Raw genomic sequence first — 17411 nt, forward strand, 5'->3', positions numbered from 1 at the left:
GACCTTGATGAAAGGGCAGGCACATGGTGCAGGAGCGGACGGTCGACGCGGCGGTCATTGGCGCAGGGCAGGCGGGGCTCAGCGCCGCCTATTACCTGCAGCGCCGCGGACTGGTTCCGGGGCCCGGATTCGTGGTGCTGGATGCCAATGAAGGACCGGGCGGGGCGTGGCGGCACCGCTGGGATTCGCTGACCCTCGGCTCGGTCCACGGGATCCACGACCTTCCGCGGTCCGCCCTGGGCACGCCGGATCCCCTGGAACCGGCGTCGTCGGTGGTCACACGGTACTACGGCAGCTATGAAGCGGAATTTGGGCTGCAGGTGCAGCGGCCGGTCCGGGTGCTAAAGGTCTTCAACCCGGAAGGGACCGGACTGCTCCGCATCGATACCGGCAGCGGGCCGTGGCATGCACGCGCCGTCATCAACGCCACCGGAACCTGGGACAAGCCGCACTGGCCCCGTTATCCGGGGCAGGAGGAATTCCGCGGAACGCAGCTGCACACCCATGACTTCCGCAGTGCTGCGGACTTCGCCGGCCGCAGGGTCCTCGTGGTTGGCGGCGGGACCTCGGCAGTTCAGTTCCTGCTGCAGCTGCGTGAGGCCGGTGCGCATACCGTCTGGTCCACCCGGCGCCCGCCCGAGTTCACCGCCGCGCCTTTTGACACTCAGTGGGGCCGCAGCGTCGAACACCGGGTCAGCGAGCGCACCCGGGCCGGCCTTCCCCGCTGAGCGTCGTGGCCGCCACCAAACTGCCGCTGACACCGCAGTACCGGAAGGGGATCGACGACGGCATCCTCGTCTCCCGCGGCCCGCTGGCCCGGATCACTGCCGGCGGGGCGGTCTTCACCGACGGCAGCACCGCGGAGGCGGACGTTATTCTCTGGGCCACGGGCTTCCGGGCGGCCCTGGACCACTTGGCGCCCTGCAGCTGCGCGAACCCGGAGGCGGCATCCGCATGAACGGCCCGCAGGTGCGGAAACTGCCGAACCTGTTCCTGGTGGGGTACGGGGAATCGTCGTCGACCCTTGGCGCGACGCGGGCCGGACGGGCCGCCGCGACTGCTGCCCTGGAGCTGCTGGAACCGGATTTCCAGACCGGCTGAACCGTCCGGGCACAGCCGCTATTCCACGTCCTCCCAGGAGAATTCCGTCGGACTCCCCTGCTCCCAGTCACGGCGGAGCACCGCATAGGTGACCGAAGCGATCCGGCCGCCGTCCTCCAGCAGCCAGTCCTCCCGGTAGTGAGCTTCCTTGAGGAACCCGGACCGGAGGAAGGTCTTGCGCATGGCAATGTTGTCCTCCCGGGTTCGGCCCGCAAACCGGTGTGCCTCCGGATGTTCGGTGAAGACCAATGAGGTCAGGGCCTGCAGCACGGGAACCCCTGTTCCCTGGCCCCGGACTTCCTCCACCAGGCGCAGGTCAAAAACGGGACACCGGGTCCCCAGCCGCTCCACGATCGCCAGACCCAGCCGCTGGTTGTCTCCGTACACCCAATAGGTACAGACGCCGTCGGCCTCAAAGCGCCCGTCCACAATCAGCCGGCGCACCAGTTCCTCGGACGGCGCAGTGATCCGGTGGTAGGGAAAACTGTTGGTGGTCAGGAACTTGACCAGCTCCTCGACGTCCTTGTCCGAAAGCAGCATGAAGGTTACGTCCATTTCCTTAGCCTAAGCGAGCCCTCCGGGGGCAGGTAACCTTGAAAGGGTGACTGACTTTCCCGTTTCCCCTGCCACCGCAGCCATGGCCCCGGTTCCTTCCGCCTACACCCTGACCCTGTCCTGCCCGGACCAGCCGGGAATCGTCCATGCCGTCTCCGGCGGCCTCGTTGCCGCCCGGGGAAACATCACCGAATCCCAGCAGTACGGCAGCCCGGAAACGGGCACGTTCTTCATGCGCGTCGATTTCACTGCCCCGGGGTCCCACACCGAGGTCCGCGAAACCCTGGCGCCCGTGGCCCGCAAGTTCGGGATGGACTGGCAGCTGCACGCTGCCGGCACCCCGGTGCGCACCCTCATCATGGCATCCAAGTCCGGGCACTGCCTGAACGACCTCCTCTTCCGCCAGCGTGCCGGCACCCTGCCCGTGGAGATCCCGGCCATCGTGTCCAACCATCAGGACCTCGCCGGACTGGCCTCGTTCTACGGCATTCCGTTCCACCACATCCCGGTGGAACCAGGCGGCAAGGAAGCGGCGGAAGACCAGCTGCGCGCCCTGATGCAGGATTTGGACATCGAACTCGTGGTGCTCGCCCGTTACATGCAGATCCTCAGCGACGGGCTGTGCCGTGACCTCTCCGGCCGGGCCATCAACATCCATCACTCCTTCCTGCCCTCGTTCAAGGGCGCCCGGCCCTACCACCAGGCGCATGCCCGGGGCGTGAAGCTTATCGGCGCAACCGCCCACTATGTCACCTCGGATCTGGATGAGGGTCCGATCATCGAACAGGAAGTGATCCGCGTGGACCACGCCCGTTCCGCGCCCCAGCTGGTGGCACTGGGCAGCGACGTCGAGGGCCGGACACTGTCCAAGGCCGTGCAGTGGCACGCCGAACACCGGGTGCTGCTGGACGGAAAGCGGACCATCGTCTTTAACTGAGGCGGGTTCCTTCGGTGCTGTGGAGCCTGCTCCCGCTAGGCTGACCGCATGGCTTACCTTATTCCGCTCCGGGGCCGGACCCCGGACATCGACCCGTCCGTTTTTCTTGCTCCCACTGCTTCGCTGATCGGCGACGTCGTCATGGCCCCGGGATCCAGCGCCTTCTACGGCGTTTGCGTCCGCGGGGATTCAAACTCGATTCGGGTTGGTGCCGGCAGCAACCTGCAGGACAACGTGGTGCTGCACGCCGATCCCGGTTTCCCTACGACTGTGGGCGAACGCGTCAGCATCGGGCACAACGCCGTCGTCCACGGCTGCACCGTCGAGGACGACTGTCTCATCGGAATGAGCGCGACCGTCATGAACGGCGCCGTAGTGGGAACCGGCTCCCTGGTGGCGGCCGGCGCCGTGGTCCTGGAGGGCACCGTCATTCCGCCCCGCTCCCTGGTCGCCGGTGTGCCCGCAAAGGTGCGGCGCCAGCTGACCGAGGAGGAATTTGCCGGAGTGCAGGCCAACGCCGCCACGTACCTCGTGACAGCGGCGGCGCACCGTGAGGCGCTGCAGGAGGACGCTGCCGGCAGGCAATAGCAGGGTGCACGCCTCCGGCTGCGTTCGGACATTGACGGCGGGCCTGGGCGGGAGTTTAGCTGTAGCCAAACACCGCGGCAGCGACAACGAAGTCACCGGGGAGGCACCTGTGCCGGCTCAGAGAAGAGGACCATGTACGTCCCGCATATTCCCCCGCCGCCATGCGCAGCTCCGGGCGCTCCAAACCCGGTGCGGAAAACGGGACGAACCCTGCGGTGGGGAGTGGTCTCGACGGGCGATATTGCCTCCAAGGTCACTGAGGATATCGCCCGTCTGGAGGACGCGGTCCTGCAGGCCGTCAGCTCCCGGCAGGAAGCATCCGCGGTGGAGTTTGCGGACCGGTTCGGTATTGCGCGTGCCTGCTTCGACAACGAACAGGGGAAGGGACACCGGCAACTGATCGATGATCCGGAGGTCGACGTCGTCTACGTGGCTGCTCCGCACGCCCAGCACTACGAAATTTCCCGGGCTGCCCTGCTGGCCGGAAAGCATGTGCTTTGCGAAAAGTCGCTGACCGTCAATGCCCGGGAAGCGGAAGACCTCATCGCCATTGCGTCCACCCGCGGGCTTTTCCTCATGGAAGCTGTGTGGACCCGGTTCCTGCCCTGCGTGAACCGGATCTGGGAAATCCTGGCCAGCGGGGAGCTGGGCGAGGTGCAGTGGGTTCAGGCGGATTTAGGGTTCCGGGCTCCGCCCGGCCCCGACAGCCGGCTCTGGGATCAGCGGGCAGGAGGCGGAGCCCTGCTGGACCTCGCGGTGTATCCACTCACCCTCGCCGTGGGGGCCCTGGGATTTCCAGCCGGTGTGTCAGCTGCGGGCACCCTCACCGACGGCGGCGTCGACCGGCAGAATGCCCTGCTGCTGACCTATCCGTCCGGCGCCGCAGCCCAGCTGATTTCCTCGCTGGTCTCCCGGGGAACCCGCACCGCGACGATTGCCGGATCCGAAGGTTGGCTGCGGACGGGGCGCCGCTGCACAATCCCGTGGAACTGACGGTTAGTCCGGAGGCCGGCGACCAGCGGGTGGAACGGTTTCCGCAAATCGGCAACGGCTACACGTACGAGCTGCGGGAAGCGACCCGATGCATCCAGTCCGGGCTGCCCGAGTCCCCCACCATGAGCTGGGACCACTCACTGCGGACACTGCGCCTTTTCGACGGCGTCCGCGTCCAACTGGGCGTGCACTACGCGAACGACGGCGCGGCAGCGGTTCCGGGGCGCCGCAGCTAGGCGCAGCGCGCCGTCGTTCTCCAGGAAACCGTCGACAGCGCAGGAGCGACGAAGGCAGTCCCCGACTGTGCGGGGACCGCCTTCATTGCTGGCACTGACCTGTGTTGGTCCGGCCCGGGTATTTCAGGATGGGCTTTTCAGGACCGCCGGGCTGCCGGGCCGAGCTCACACGTTGCGGACGTTGTCCTGTGCGTCAGCCGCTTTGCCCTTAACGTCGCCGGCAGCGCCCTGACCCTCCTGCTTGACGGTCTGTGCGGCCTCGGTTGCCGTCGCCTTGACGTTCTCCATGGCTTCCTGCGCGGGCTCCTTGAGGCCCTGTGCCATTTCCTTCGCCGTATCGGTGACCTGCGTCGTCAGGGGCTCGGCCGCGGTCTTGATGTTGTCTGCGGCAACGCGTTCCTTGTCAGTGGCCGGAAGGAGGAAGCCGCAAGGAGCCCCGCGCCAAAGGCGATGAGCCCGGCAGCGATGGGATTTCCCTGAGCCTTGGCCGTAAGCTTCTGCGGGGCCTCGCCGACCGCGGATCCGGCGTGCGAAATTCCGTCAGATGCTGAACCCGTACCGGCCTGAACCTTGTCGGTCATAGAATCTGCAGCTCCCATCACTTTGTCCTTAACGCCAAACACGGCGTCCTTCACCTTGTCGGTCTGCCGCTGAACGATGTGGGACGGGGTGACCTTGTCAGCTACGGCGTCCACATTGCTTCCAAGCCGGCGGCGGGTTTCTTCAATGTCTGCTCGTATTGCGTCGGGATTTTCGCTCATCGTGGGTCCTCATTCGGTTTCAGGGTTCCGGGGATTTCCTGCAGGGTCTCCGATGTTTGGGGCATGCCCTTGATCTTCCGCATTTCAGTGCGGCCGCGCACCGCAAACACTGCGGCAACAATTGCCCAGATCACAGCAACCACGAGTCCCGACCAGCCCAGGCCGATCAGGTGCCCGAGAGCCTGCCAGAGCGCGATGGAGAGGAACAGGAGGACAAAGTAGCCAGCCAGTGCGGCGCCGGCGAACATGCCCGCACCTTTGCCCGCACGGGTGGCGGACTGCTTCAGCTCAACCTTGGCCAGCTCCACTTCCTGACGCATAAGCGTGGACATGTCCTGCGTTACCTGGCCGAGCAGGTCTCCCAGGGAGGTACTCTCGGCCTTCGTGGGCGGCGGTTCGGGAATCTCGGTGCTCATCAGTGCCGGCCACCGCTAAATGGATCGCTGGCGCGGGTCCCCGATGCCGGCAGCTGGTCGTCCGATGCCGGGGGCTGCCCGGCGGGATGCGTGGGTTCCGTGGTAAACGGATCCTCAGCCGCTCCCCCTGCACTAACGGTCTCCGCGGCGGCGTACGTGGGCTGCACCGGAGGCTCAGGAGGGTAAATCGTTTCGGGTGTTGTTACCGTTCCGGTTCCCGTGGCTGCCCGCCGGCCTGCAGCGGGTGCGCTTTCCGGCACGCCCGCGCTCAAGCCCTTGTTCAACCTGCCCGCCAGGAACCCTGCACCGGCAGCGATCGCCAGGAAAGCAACCGGACGTTGCCTGGCAAAGGACTTTACCTCGTCAACCAGTGAGCCGGGATCGCGGTTATCAAGCCACGAGGCAACGGACGATGAGCGTTCGGCTGCCTGCCGGACCAGATCCGAGGCAACACCGGGCTGATCAGAGTTGTCAGCCATCGACTGCAGTTCACCTGCCACCGAACGAAGACCTTCAGCAACCTTCTGCTGCTGAACACCCGCCTGGCTCGTGAGGTCGCTGCGGGCCTGGTCAAACAGGTCCCGCGCATTGGCCGTGACCTCCGAGGCGACGCCGGCAGCCTCTGACTTCGCGGTTTCCGCTACGTGCTGCGCGCTTCCGGCAGCATCCTGTGCGAGTCCGGCAGCCTGTTCCTTAGCTGCGCCCGCTTTCGCAGACGTGGCATCGGATGGATTGTTCCGGCCCGTGGTTGCGGCATGACTTCCATCTCTGGGCCACTCGTTTTCCGTCATCGTCACTCTCTTTCCTGAATCGTTGCGGATGAAGAATCAGAATCTTTGCGGTGAAGATCAGCTACACCGAGCACACATCGATAATAAGCACACTTAGTAGCCCCGCGTAAGGCCGAGGTAAGTACACTTACCAACGACCCCTCCAGGTACGCCAGAGTAAAGCCTGTTACTCACAGCAGAGGGACGGGCACCCTTGTGCAGGTTTAGACGGGCGTGATTTGCTTGCCGCCTGTTCGCCGTCCCGGGCGTCGGATTCCCGATCGAAATGAGGAGATTTCAGTGGCAGGAAATTTGTTTGCCCGGTCTGTGCACGACCTCACCGCGGCCGCCTGGTTCGGAGGCTCACTGATGGGGGCCGTGGGCCTCAACGGTGCCGCGGCCGAGGCCAGGGACCCGGCGGAGCGCACCCGGCTCTCCAGCCTGGGGTGGAAAAAATGGGCACCGGTCCAATCGGCCGCGATACTTTCACACTTCGTGGCCGGCCTGGCAATTGCCGGGGACAACAAGGGCCGGGTCGCCAAGCAGGAGGGAGTCGGTTCACAAACCGTCTACAAGACCGGCGTCACCGTGCTGGGGGCGCTCGTGACGCTCTATGCAGGCGTGGTGGGGCGGAAAGTGGAGAAGTACTCCGAAGAGGGTGCGGTGGGCGCAACTGAGCCGCATCCGGCCGCTTCGAAGGAACTGCAGGCTGCGCAGCGGCAGTTGAAGCTGCTGCAGTGGTGTATCCCGGTCCTCTCGGGCGCCGTCATAGTCATGGGCGCCCAGCAGGGTGAGATGCAGCGGGCCAGCAACGTCCTGAAGGGCCTCATTCGGTCCTAAGCTCCCCCGCTGCCGAGCCGGCGGCCCGGTTGGGAGCGCCTCCCAGCCGGGTCACCTTCGCCGGCGGCGCCGTCATTTTCGGAGCTGGCCGCCCTTCACGCTATACATCCTCCGGCACCCATGGATATCTTCAGATAATGGGCGCCGAAGTGAACAGCAAAACGTACAGCCGCGAGCAGCGCACGCGCTACCGCCAGCGGCTCCTCGAAAACCTCGACCGCTTCGCCGGTTTTCTTTCCACCGCGAAGTTTGCCGACACCGCCAGCATCGGGCTGGAGCTGGAGCTGAACCTGACAAACCAGGACTTCACTCCCGCTCTGCGGAACACAGCAGTTCTGGAGGAGATCGCGGATCCTGCTTTCCAGACCGAGATCGGTGCGTTCAACATTGAGATGAACCACCCGGCCCTGTCCATCAATGGATCCGGCCTCAGAGACCTCGAAGACTCACTGCGCTACCAGCTGAACCGGGCCGACACGCGCGCCGCGGAGCTGAAGACGGAGATCCTCATGGTGGGGATCCTGCCAACCTTTCAGCCGGCCGTGCTTGAGGACCGGGAATGGCTAAGCGCGGGCAAGCGCTATGCCGCGCTGAACACGTCGGTCCTCCAGGCGCGCGGCGAAGACGTGCACGTGGATCTGCGGGCTGCCGAAGCACTGTCCTTCTACGCCAAGAACATTGCCCCGGAAGCGGCCTGCACCTCGGTGCAGCTCCATTTGGAGGTCAGCCCCGAGGACTTTGCTCCGGCCTGGAACGCCGCTCAGATCATCGCCGCACCCCAGGTGGCGCTGGCCGCCAACTCCCCCGTCTTCCTGGAACACGTGCTGTGGCACGAGACCCGGATAGAACTTTTCAAGCAGGCCATCGATACCCGCCCTCCCGAGATGAGGAACCAGGGTGCGGCCGCGTGTCTGGTTCGGGGAGCGGTGGATCACCTCGATTTTTGACCTCTTTGAAGAAAACGTCCGCTACTTCCCCGCGCTTCTGCCGGAGCTGTCGCGCAGCAGCGGAGGCTCCACTCCTGCCGGGGCTCCCCTGCTCCCGGAACTTCGGCTGCACAACGGAACGGTGTACCGCTGGAACCGCCCCATCTACGACCCCGGAGAGCAGACCCCCAACCTCCGGCTGGAAAACCGGGTACTCCCGGCCGGCCCCACCGTGCTGGACGTCGTAGCCAACGCCGCGTTCTTCTACGGTCTGGTCCATCATCTGCGTACGGCCGACCGCCCGCTGTGGAGCCGGCTGGCGTTCAAAAGCGCGGCGGACAACTTCCTGGCCTGCGCACGCTCCGGACTGGAGGCCACTGTCTACTGGCCCGGCATTGGCGAGATCCCTGTCGCCGAACTGATTCTCCGGCACCTTGTTCCGCAGGCAGCTGCCGGACTGCGGGACTTGGGGGTGGAGGACCATCTGATTAGCCGGTACCTTGACGTCATCCGCGAACGTGCCCGGACTGAACAAACCGGGGCAGCCTGGCAGATTGCCTACCTGCAGCGGCTCGAGCGCCAGGGAATGGAGCGCCGGCCTGCACTGGCGGAAATGACCCGCCGGTACTGGGAAAACATGCACACCAATGCGCCGGTGCATGAGTGGCCGGTGGACTGAGGGGGACCGCCGGAAAATTTGCCCCCGGGGATCAAAAACTGCGCCGGGTTCTGGCACTCCCCCTTGCAGAGTGCTAGCCTATTTTCATTCTTGAGTCCATGTGACTCAAGTTATCGACCCTTCTGAAGTTCTAAATCGAGTCGCCTGCCGTGCAGGTGGGCGTAAGGAGTTGATGACAGATGGCCATGAAGTTTGATCCATTCCGTGAGCTCGACCGGGTTGCAGGAGCCCTGCTGGATCCCAGGCAGAGGCTGCGGCTGATGCCCATTGACCTCTATCGAGAGGGCGACCATTACATCCTCAATGCCGACCTGCCAGGCATTGACCCGGGTTCGGTCGATGTGGATGTGGACGGCCAGCTGCTGACCATCCGGGCAGAGCGCACCATCCAGGCCGCCGAAACCGTGACATGGCTGACCCGGGAACGTGAGTCCGGTTCGTTCCTGCGCCAGCTGAACCTCGGCCAGGGCATCAACATTGAGGGTATTTCCGCCAAGTACGAGAACGGTGTCCTCAGCGTGCTGATTCCAGTCAGCGAAAGGGCAAAACCGCGCAAGATCGAGGTGTCGTCCTCCTATAAGGATTCGAACACCATCAGCGGCCAGTCCAGCTCGGAGCCGGTCAGTTCGTCGGCCTCGAGCAGCTCCGGATCCATGGAATCAGGGTCCGGATCAGGGTCCGGATCGTCCGGTTCGGGGTCGGGCTCCGGCTCTTCCGGATCGGGCTCATCGGGTGACCTGGGTTCGGGCATCTAGGAACCCCGCCCCACAGCCCCAGCAACGACGGCGGCGCCCCACCCGCAAAGGTGAGGCGCCGCCGTCGTCGTGCGCTGAAGGGTTGGGGGCTTAGCCCAGGCGGGTCTTCAGGTTGGCATCAAGCTCAGCGAGGAATTCCTCGGTGGTCAGGTATGCCTGGTCCGGGCCGACCAGGGCCGCGAGGTCCTTGGTCATCTTGCCGGATTCGACCGTCTTGATGACAACGTCTTCAAGCGTCTGGGCGAAGTTGGTGACCTCGGGGGTGTTGTCCAGCTTGCCGCGGTGCATCAGGCCACGGGTCCACGCGAAGATCGAGGCGATCGGGTTCGTGGAGGTGGGCTTGCCCTGCTGGTGCTGGCGGTAGTGACGGGTCACGGTGCCGTGTGCGGCTTCAGCCTCGACGGTCTTGCCGTCCGGGGTCATCAGCACGGAGGTCATCAGGCCCAGCGAGCCAAAGCCCTGTGCCACGGTGTCGGACTGGACGTCGCCGTCGTAGTTCTTGCAGGCCCAGACGTAGCCGCCTTCCCACTTCATCGCGGAGGCAACCATGTCATCAATCAGGCGGTGCTCGTAGGTGAGGCCGGCTGCTTCGAACTGGTCCTTGAACTCCGCGTCGAAGACTTCCTGGAACAGGTCCTTGAACTGGCCGTCGTAGGCCTTCAGGATCGTGTTTTTGGTGGAGAGGTACACCGGATAGTTGCGCTGCAGGCCGTAGGCGAAGGAAGCGCGCGCGAAGTCCTTGATGGAATCGTTGAAGTTGTACATACCCATGGCGACGCCGCCATCTTCGTTGTACGTAACAACCTGCTGCTTGATTTCTTCGCTGCCGTCGGCCGGGGTGTAGGTCAGCGTCAGGGTGCCGGCACCGGGAACCTTGAAGTTCGTGGCCTTGTACTGGTCGCCGTGGGCGTGGCGGCCGATGATGATCGGCTTGTTCCAGCCCGGGACCAGGCGCGGGATGTTGGAAATGATGATCGGCTCGCGGAAGACGACGCCGCCGAGGATGTTGCGGATGGTCCCGTTCGGGGAAACCCACATCTTCTTCAGTCCGAATTCCTCGACACGTGCTTCGTCGGGGGTGATGGTGGCGCACTTGACGCCCACGCCGTGCTCCTTGATGGCGTTGGCGGCGTCGATGGTTACCTGGTCATCAGTAGCATCGCGGTTCTGGATGGAGAGGTCGTAGTACTTCAGGTCTACGTCCAGGTACGGGTTGATCAGGCGGTCCTTGATGAACTGCCAGATGATACGGGTCATCTCGTCGCCGTCGAGTTCTACAACAGAACCCACAACCTTGATTTTCTCAGCCACACGGTCTCCTTGTGTGTTGGTGGGCACCGGAGCATGACTTGTGGCATGACGGAGCCCGTCTTTTTGGTCTGTATTTGTGTCCAACTATGCCACAGCCCACTCACGGCGCCCTAAACTCCGGGACGGCAGATTACTGGTGCTGTCCCGGAGTCCGGCGGCAGGCCGGGCAGGCGCTCCTAGTGGAAGAAGTGCCGGGCGCCGGTGAAGTACATGGTCACGCCCGCGTCGTTGGCCGCTTCGATGACTTCATTGTCGCGAATGGAACCGCCGGGCTGGACGACGGCGCGGACGCCGGCGTCGATCAGGATCTGCAGGCCGTCAGCGAAGGGGAAAAACGCATCCGACGCAGCAACAGAGCCGCGGGCCCGATCCTCGTCCGGCCCGCCGAGAGTGTTGGCCCGTTCAACGGCCAGGCGGCAGGAATCCACGCGGTTGACCTGCCCCATACCGACTCCCACCGAGGCGCCGTTGTGCGCCAGCAGGATGGCGTTGGACTTGGCCGCCCGGACGGCGGTCCAAGCGAAGGCCAGATCGGACAGCGTTTCGTCATCGGCGGCAGCACCGGACACAAGCGTCCAGTTCTCCGGGTTGTCCCCCTCCGCCTGCATTTTGTCCGACTTCTGGATCAGCATGCCCCCCGATACCTGCCGGAACTCCGCCGCGCTGCGCCCATACCCTTCGGGCAGGGTCAACAGGCGGATGTTCTTCTTGGCGCTGAGGATTTCTACAGCGCTGGGCTCGAAGGCCGGGGCGATGACCACCTCGGTGAAAATATCCTTGACGGTTTCGGCCATGGCTTCAGTCACCATCCGATTTGCAGCGATGACGCCGCCGAAGGCAGACACCGGGTCGCAGGCATGCGCTTTTGCGTGTGCATCCGCGATGGGATCCGCGGCGTCCGCCGAGGCCACCGCGACTCCGCAGGGATTGGCGTGCTTAACGACGGCGACGGCCGGCTCATCAAAGTCAAAGGCGGCGCGCAACGCGGCGTCGGCGTCGACGTAGTTGTTGTAGGACATCGCCTTGCCGTGCAGCTGGTCCGCCTGGGCAACTCCGGGAAGGGCACTCTTGTCGACGTAGAGGGCAGCGTCCTGATGCGGATTTTCGCCGTAGCGCAGCACCTCGGAACGCTCCAGGGCCAGGCCGGTGTAGGCGGGCCAGTGGGTTCCTTCGGCGGTGCCGTCGCCGAACTGTTCAGCCGTCCAAGCGGCAACGGCAGTGTCGTAGGCTGCAGTGGAGGCGAACGCTTCGGCGGCCAGACGGCGCCGCTGGTTCAGGTCGAACCCGCCCTCAGCTGCGGCAGTCACGACGTCCGCGTACTTGTCCGGGTCCACTACGACGGCGACCGAGGGATGATTCTTCGCTGCGGCCCGGACCATCGATGGGCCACCAATGTCGATCTGCTCAACAACCTCGTCCTGGGTGGCCCCGGACTTCACTGTCTGCACAAACGGGTACAGGTTCACGACCACCAGGTCGAAGGGCTCAATTTCCATTTCCTCCAACTGCGCCACGTGGTCCTGGCGGCGGCGGTCCGCAAGAATCCCGGCATGAATGCGGGGATGGAGGGTCTTGACCCGGCCGTCGAGGCATTCGGCGAACCCCGTGACGTCGGCAACTTCGGTTACCTCAACGCCGGCAGCAGCAATCTGTTTGGCGGTGGATCCGGTGGACACGATGCTGACTCCGGCGGCGGCCAGGCCCTGCGCAAGCTCGCTCAGCCCCGTCTTGTCGTAGACCGAGATCAGGGCCCGGCGGATGGGAACACGGTTCAGCGGCTGTGAGCTCACGCAAATCTCCAAGATAAGGGGGTGTCGGTGGCTTCAGTTTAGGTCACCTGTCCTTACCGGGCAGAGTATGAAGCGCGGCTGGAAAGCAGCTGCCGTAATGCGGTACGTACGCCGCTTCCCCGACACGCCTCTACCGATGCTGTGCCGGGAGCGGCGGCGCCGTGGACCGGTAGACGTGTCCGGTTGGTGTCCTGGTAACTACGGTGTGCCGCTCCCGAGGACGCTCTGGAAGTGAATCTGTGCCACCACGCGGCGGCAGTTCCTCCGCACCCGTCGCGAGCACCTCCGTCCGTGCTTCCCAGCCGGGTGCTTCCTTGGCCTGGTTGCAGGCCTGGCAGAGTCCCTGGATGTTGTCCAAGGTGGTGGGTCCGCCTTCGCGGGCGGGCTGGATGTGGTCGTAGTGCCGGATCGGTGCTCCGCACCACGGGGTCCGGCAGATCTGGTCCCGGGCCGCGATCAGCCGGGCCAGCCCGTGGGGCACCAGCCGGGCACGGGAATCCATCGCCGTGAGGGCCCCCGTGTCCGGGGCCACGTAGAGCCGGCGGAGCCAGGTCTCAGTCTGTGGGTCCGGCCGGCGCGGCGGGGCTGCACCCCAGGCTGGCCCGACACGTCCGGTTCCGGCCCAGCCGGAAGGACCTTGTGAATGGTCGGGACGTCCTGCCTGATCACCGGACCTGCCCTGAGCATCGAACCGGTCGTCGGGGTGAGAATCCGGGTAAGTGCCGCTTGAAGGAGGATCATCTGGTTGTGGGTCATCCGGTTCCGGTTCCGGGTTTGGTCCGCGGATCAGGTCCCTAGCCCACTGCGCCGGAACCATCCCGTACCCGGCCAGAACCGCCGGCTCCGCCCCGTCAGGCACGAAGGACTCGGCTACGTCTGTTGGGATCCGGTCCTGCCCCTGCTCCTGGCTCTTATCTGTGTCTCTAACCTTGTCCTGGCCCCGATCCTTTACCTGGCCCGGGCCGTGGCCGTGGCCGTGGCCGTGGCCCGGTTCGTGTTCCGGTTCGTGTTTCCGGGGCAGGATGCCGTGGAGTAGGGCCTGGTCCGTCATGATCAGCTGCACCTCGATCCGGGCGTCTTCGGCCCGGGCCTGACCGGTAGCCCGCTCCACGAACGTGTCCGCCATGATCTGCCCCTTCGTCCGGGGATCCCCGGCAGCCCGCAACCGGTCCGCTTCCCGGGTCAACGCCGCATACACGCCCACCCCCTGCGCCACCGGCAGCAGAGCCGTCAGATACGTCATGGTGTCCGGAGCCGGACGGCAGGACACAAACCGTTCCGACACCGCATGCGCGGCCCGCTTGACCACCGCATGCGGATCCAACCCGTACGACAACGACTTGATCCGGGCGATCAGCTTCCGGTCCCCGAGCTGCTCCAGCTCCGCCAGGTTCCCCGCGACCACCTCGTCGACTTTTTGCCGGTCCGCCAGGGTCAGGCACGCTGTTTCCCGGACCAGGAGCATCGCCCGCCACTCACTAATCACCCCCAGGGTCAGGGCGTGCAGGGTGTGGGGCATTTCCGTGGTCAGGATCCGCGCCAACCCCAGCAACCGCGTCCCGTGATGCGGGGATTCCCGCCTCGCCAGCGCGATCTGCGCCGCGACACCGCGGCCCAACTGCTCCTTCTTCACCCCGGCAGCAGCCTGCGCCCGGCGGGTGGAGGCATCAAAGGCTGCCGCGGCCCGGGCCTGCACCGCGGTAATGGCGCCCTTCAAGTCCTCCAGGGCACGGATCTCCTCGATCAACCGTGTCCGCTCCGCAGCCTCCAACACCGCCAAAGCCCCGGACGGAGCCGTTCCTATGGCCGCAGAACCTGCGGCGGGAATACTAAGACCGCACGCACCAGTGGCGGCGGAAGTGCTGTTACTGACCGTCTTTTCCTTGCCGGAAGCAGACTCCCGTGCAGCATTCAGCTCCCCGCGAGCACCGGAGGTGGAGCTGTCATCGAAGGCTGAGGAGTAGTACATATCTTCTATTCTAGTAATTCAGCTCACATTTACTCCGCTTGGAGTTACTGGTGCCCTACCCGAGATTCGCCGTAAAACTACCTATGGATCGGCTGCAGAGGACAGGATCCGTGATCCGAGCTGCCGGGTTTCATCGTCGCCCGCCCCGCCGTCGTGCGTTGCCATCTCCTCCGGCCACCTGCTGCGGCTCGCCCCGCCATGCTCCGCCCCTGCCCCGGCCGCCCGACGTCGCCCGCCGCGGCCGGACCCGCCAGGCCCCGGTTCGTGGTTCCTTTTGGAGGCGTTCCCGGATCGTCCGATCCGCGTTATACAGTTTCCTCGGGCCCGCCGCGAGGGCTGGGCCCAATCCCGAAGCCTCACGGAAGGCCACTGGCACCCATGACAACCACTGACACCCTGCCCACCGGCGACCAGGTGGTCCAGGACCTGCCCTGGAAGTGGAAGGTGCAGGGGCGCATTTTCATTGTTGGCGGTTTGGGATTCATGTTCGATGCCTGGGACGTCACCCTGAACGGCGTCCTGATTCCGCTCCTGTCCCAGCACTGGGCGCTGGAGCCGGCCCAGGCCGCGTGGATTGGTACCGCAAACCTGCTGGGCATGGCCATCGGAGCCTTTGTCTGGGGTTCCATTGCCGATGCCATTGGCCGCAAGACGGCCTTCACGGCTACCCTGCTCATCTTTTCCCTGTTCACGGTTCTGGGCGCGTTCTCCCCCGACATTGTGTGGTTCTGCATTTTCCGCTTCATGGCAGGCTTCGGTCTGGGCGGTTGCGTGCCGGTGGATTATGCCCTGGTGGGTGAGTTCACGCCCCGTAAACAGCGCGGGCGGGTCCTCACCGCCATGGACGGCTGGTGGCCCGTGGGCGCAGCGCTGTGCGGAGCGACGTCGGCCCTCATCATGGCAACGCTGGCCGACTGGCGGTACACCATGCTGATTATGGTGCTGCCGGCACTGCTCGTTTTCTGGGTCCGCCGGTCGGTTCCGGAATCTCCCTGTTCCTGGTCCGCAAGGGGCGCACCGCCGAGGCGGAAACCGTCATTAATGATCTGATCAAGCGCACCGGCTCCGACGTGACCGAGTGGCGCCTCCCGGCACCGGCGGCACCGTCCGGTTTCTCGCTGCGGGCGGTCGGAGCCCGGATGAGCGACCTGTGGCGGTACAGCTGGAAAATCACCGTGGCAGCGTGGTCGCTGTTCTTTACCATCCTGCTGGTCTATTACCTGGCCCTGACCTGGATGCCGAAAATCCTCGTGGACGCAGGCTTTAGGAGTACGCGGCGTTCCTCACCACGTCGGGCATGGCCGCCGTCGGACTCCTGGGCGTCATTGCGGCCGCGTTGCTCGTGGAACGCGTTGGCCGCAAGTGGATCCTTGCGGTGACGGGGCCGCTGTCGGCCGGCACGCTGATCGTCGTCGCCCTGGTTCTTGATGTTCCCGCTGCTGCCACGGCTTGGCTTCTCGTCTACGGTTTCGTTGTCCAGGTGGCGATTCCGGTGCTCTACGCCTACGTGTCCGAGCTGTACCCCACGGAACTTCGCGCCAGCGGGTTCGGCTGGGCATCGACCGTCTCGAGGATCGGTGCGGGGCTGGGCCCGCTCATCTTCGTGTCCGTGATGTGGCCCTACCTCGGCTTGCCGCTCTCCTTCGCACTGGCCGGAGTCCTGGTGATTCTGGCCGTGATGTGGATGCTGCGGTTCGCGCCGGAGACGAAAGGCGCCGCGCTGGACTAAGCCGCCGGAAGCCCCTTGGCACTGATCCGGCCCAGGGTTTCCAGCAGCAGCCGGCGTTCCTGGATCTTGATTCTCTCGTGCAGGGTTTCTTCGGTGTCTGTGTCGAGCACCTCGACGGCGGCCTGCGCCAGGATGGGGCCGGTATCCACGCCGGCGTCGGCAATGTGAACGGTGCAGCCGGTGACCTTCACCCCGTAGGCGAGTGCGTCGCGGACGCCGTGGGCGCCCGGAAAGGAGGGCAGCAGCGCCGGATGGGTGTTGATGTACCGGCCCTCGAAGGTGTTGATGAAATGCTCGTCGACGATGCGCATGAAGCCCGAGGACAGCACGATGTCCGGAGAGTACGAGGCCACTTTGTCGGTCAGGGCCCTATTCCAGTCGGAACGCCGGTCGTACGCCCGGAAGTCCACGACGAAGGTCTCATATCCCGCGTCAGCCGCGCGCTGCACCCCGTAGGCGCCGGGACGGTCCGCACCCACGGCGGCGATTTCGACGTCGAGCGTGCCTTCCGCCACCGCATCGAGAACAGCCTGAAGGTTGGAGCCGGTGCCGGACACGAGAACAACAATGCGCATGCGTCAACCTTAGGCTCAGGCGTCCCCTAGGGTTAAACCATGAACAACGACGGCCGTACCCCTAAACAGACTCCTTTGCCGTTGCAGCCGGCACCGCAGAAAACACCCGCCACCGACGAGCAGAAGCAGAGCACCCGCAGCTACCTGCGGATTTTCGTGGCCCTCGTCGTCGCCGTCCTGCTCACGTCCGGGCTGGCACTCCCGTGGAAGCTCGTGCCGCTCGCCCTGGCCCTCGCCGCCGTCGTCGTTGGAATCCTTACCCTCATCAAAGTGGTGCGCTACGGCATCGGCGCCCCGCAGATGTTCATCACTTCCCTGGGCCTGGCGGCCTCGGCCGTGATGGCGCTCGGTCTCGGTCTCGCCGTCGCGACCTGGGATAACACGGAAAAACTGGAAAACTGCATGGGCAGGGCGCTGACAGTGCAGGCCCAGGACGAGTGCCAGTCCGAGTTCACGAACGGGCTCCTGCCGCGCTAACCC

At 65.1% G+C, this 17411-nt stretch carries 15 protein-coding genes and 4 pseudogenes; 11 read left to right on the forward strand and 8 right to left on the reverse strand.

Features of this window, described 5'->3' with window-relative positions:
• Nucleotides 1-23: 23 nt before the first annotated feature.
• Nucleotides 24-1101: pseudogene (locus OL239_RS15630) on the forward strand (NAD(P)-binding domain-containing protein).
• Nucleotides 1102-1119: 18 nt separating this feature from the next.
• Here the strand turns inward: OL239_RS15630 and OL239_RS15635 are convergent.
• Complete coding sequence (locus OL239_RS15635) at nucleotides 1120-1656, reverse strand: GNAT family N-acetyltransferase (protein WP_268909673.1); 537 nt, start codon at nucleotides 1654-1656, stop codon at nucleotides 1120-1122.
• A gap of 82 nt (nucleotides 1657-1738) precedes the next feature.
• On the opposite strand from OL239_RS15635, the gene purU reads away from it, so the two are divergent.
• The 4 genes from purU (at nucleotide 1739) to OL239_RS19710 (ending at nucleotide 4410) form a co-directional block, all read left to right on the forward strand.
• On the forward strand, nucleotides 1739-2593 hold the full coding sequence (gene purU / locus OL239_RS15640) for a formyltetrahydrofolate deformylase (protein ID WP_268911793.1): 855 nt from the start codon (nucleotides 1739-1741) through the stop codon (nucleotides 2591-2593).
• A gap of 48 nt (nucleotides 2594-2641) precedes the next feature.
• Nucleotides 2642-3181, forward strand: a complete 540-nt coding sequence (locus OL239_RS15645) for a gamma carbonic anhydrase family protein (protein ID WP_268909674.1) — start codon at nucleotides 2642-2644, stop codon at nucleotides 3179-3181.
• A gap of 132 nt (nucleotides 3182-3313) precedes the next feature.
• Nucleotides 3314-4174: a Gfo/Idh/MocA family protein gene (locus OL239_RS15650; protein WP_329609250.1), complete on the forward strand. Its 861-nt coding sequence runs from the start codon at nucleotides 3314-3316 to the stop codon at nucleotides 4172-4174.
• Nucleotides 4165-4410, forward strand: a complete 246-nt coding sequence (locus tag OL239_RS19710) for a hypothetical protein (RefSeq protein WP_329609251.1) — start codon at nucleotides 4165-4167, stop codon at nucleotides 4408-4410. The genes OL239_RS15650 and OL239_RS19710 overlap by 10 nt, the downstream gene beginning before the upstream one ends.
• Before the next feature lie 165 nt (nucleotides 4411-4575).
• Here OL239_RS19710 and OL239_RS15655 read toward each other — a convergent pair.
• The 3 genes and pseudogenes from OL239_RS15655 to OL239_RS15665 all read right to left on the reverse strand — a co-directional run bounded on the left by OL239_RS15655 (nucleotide 4576) and on the right by OL239_RS15665 (nucleotide 6378).
• Nucleotides 4576-5171, reverse strand: a pseudogene (locus OL239_RS15655) (DUF3618 domain-containing protein).
• Nucleotides 5168-5587, reverse strand: coding sequence for a phage holin family protein (locus OL239_RS15660; RefSeq protein ID WP_268909675.1), 420 nt, complete (start codon nucleotides 5585-5587; stop codon nucleotides 5168-5170). The pseudogene OL239_RS15655 and the gene OL239_RS15660 overlap by 4 nt, the downstream one beginning before the upstream one ends.
• Entirely contained in the window at nucleotides 5587-6378 is a 792-nt protein-coding gene (locus tag OL239_RS15665) for a hypothetical protein (RefSeq protein WP_268909676.1), read from the reverse strand. The genes OL239_RS15660 and OL239_RS15665 overlap by 1 nt, the downstream gene beginning before the upstream one ends.
• 279 nt (nucleotides 6379-6657) lie before the next feature.
• On the opposite strand from OL239_RS15665, the gene OL239_RS15670 reads away from it, so the two are divergent.
• The 4 genes and pseudogenes from OL239_RS15670 to OL239_RS15680 form a co-directional block, all read left to right on the forward strand.
• Complete coding sequence (locus OL239_RS15670) at nucleotides 6658-7197, forward strand: hypothetical protein (protein WP_268909677.1); 540 nt, start codon at nucleotides 6658-6660, stop codon at nucleotides 7195-7197.
• 149 nt (nucleotides 7198-7346) lie between these two features.
• Nucleotides 7347-8144 carry a hypothetical protein gene (locus OL239_RS19715; RefSeq protein WP_329609252.1) on the forward strand — a complete coding sequence of 266 codons (798 nt, stop codon included), beginning with the start codon at nucleotides 7347-7349 and terminating at the stop codon, nucleotides 8142-8144.
• Nucleotides 8095-8802 (forward strand): hypothetical protein, encoded by a 708-nt coding sequence (locus OL239_RS19720; RefSeq protein ID WP_329609253.1) that lies wholly within the window; start codon nucleotides 8095-8097, stop codon nucleotides 8800-8802. The genes OL239_RS19715 and OL239_RS19720 overlap by 50 nt, the downstream gene beginning before the upstream one ends.
• A 179-nt stretch (nucleotides 8803-8981) precedes the next feature.
• A pseudogene (locus OL239_RS15680) lies at nucleotides 8982-9375 on the forward strand (Hsp20/alpha crystallin family protein); the annotation flags it as partial.
• 272 nt (nucleotides 9376-9647) lie between these two features.
• Here the strand turns inward: OL239_RS15680 and OL239_RS15685 are convergent.
• The 3 genes from OL239_RS15685 to OL239_RS15695 form a co-directional block, all read right to left on the reverse strand.
• Nucleotides 9648-10868, reverse strand: coding sequence for an NADP-dependent isocitrate dehydrogenase (locus OL239_RS15685; RefSeq protein WP_268909678.1), 1221 nt, complete (start codon nucleotides 10866-10868; stop codon nucleotides 9648-9650).
• 176 nt (nucleotides 10869-11044) lie between these two features.
• Nucleotides 11045-12658: a bifunctional phosphoribosylaminoimidazolecarboxamide formyltransferase/IMP cyclohydrolase gene (gene purH, locus OL239_RS15690; RefSeq protein ID WP_268909679.1), complete on the reverse strand. Its 1614-nt coding sequence runs from the start codon at nucleotides 12656-12658 to the stop codon at nucleotides 11045-11047.
• Between the two features lie 130 nt (nucleotides 12659-12788).
• The gene (locus OL239_RS15695) at nucleotides 12789-14627 is read right to left on the reverse strand and encodes an HNH endonuclease (protein ID WP_268909680.1); all 1839 of its coding nucleotides are present in this window, start codon (nucleotides 14625-14627) and stop codon (nucleotides 12789-12791) included.
• A 378-nt stretch (nucleotides 14628-15005) separates the two neighbouring features.
• Between OL239_RS15695 and OL239_RS15700 the strand changes: the two are divergent.
• A pseudogene (locus OL239_RS15700) lies at nucleotides 15006-16356 on the forward strand (MFS transporter).
• Here the strand turns inward: OL239_RS15700 and purN are convergent.
• A complete protein-coding gene (gene purN, locus OL239_RS15705; RefSeq protein WP_268909681.1) occupies nucleotides 16353-16931 on the reverse strand; it encodes a phosphoribosylglycinamide formyltransferase in 579 nt (192 codons plus the stop codon). The pseudogene OL239_RS15700 and the gene purN sit on opposite strands and share 4 nt — an antisense overlap.
• A 39-nt stretch (nucleotides 16932-16970) precedes the next feature.
• On the opposite strand from purN, the gene OL239_RS15710 reads away from it, so the two are divergent.
• Nucleotides 16971-17408, forward strand: a complete 438-nt coding sequence (locus OL239_RS15710) for a hypothetical protein (RefSeq protein WP_268909682.1) — start codon at nucleotides 16971-16973, stop codon at nucleotides 17406-17408.
• Nucleotides 17409-17411 lie beyond the last annotated feature (3 nt).

It is taken from the genome of Arthrobacter sp. ATA002 (assembly GCF_026898095.1).
In the GTDB taxonomy this organism is placed as follows: domain Bacteria; phylum Actinomycetota; class Actinomycetes; order Actinomycetales; family Micrococcaceae; genus Arthrobacter_B.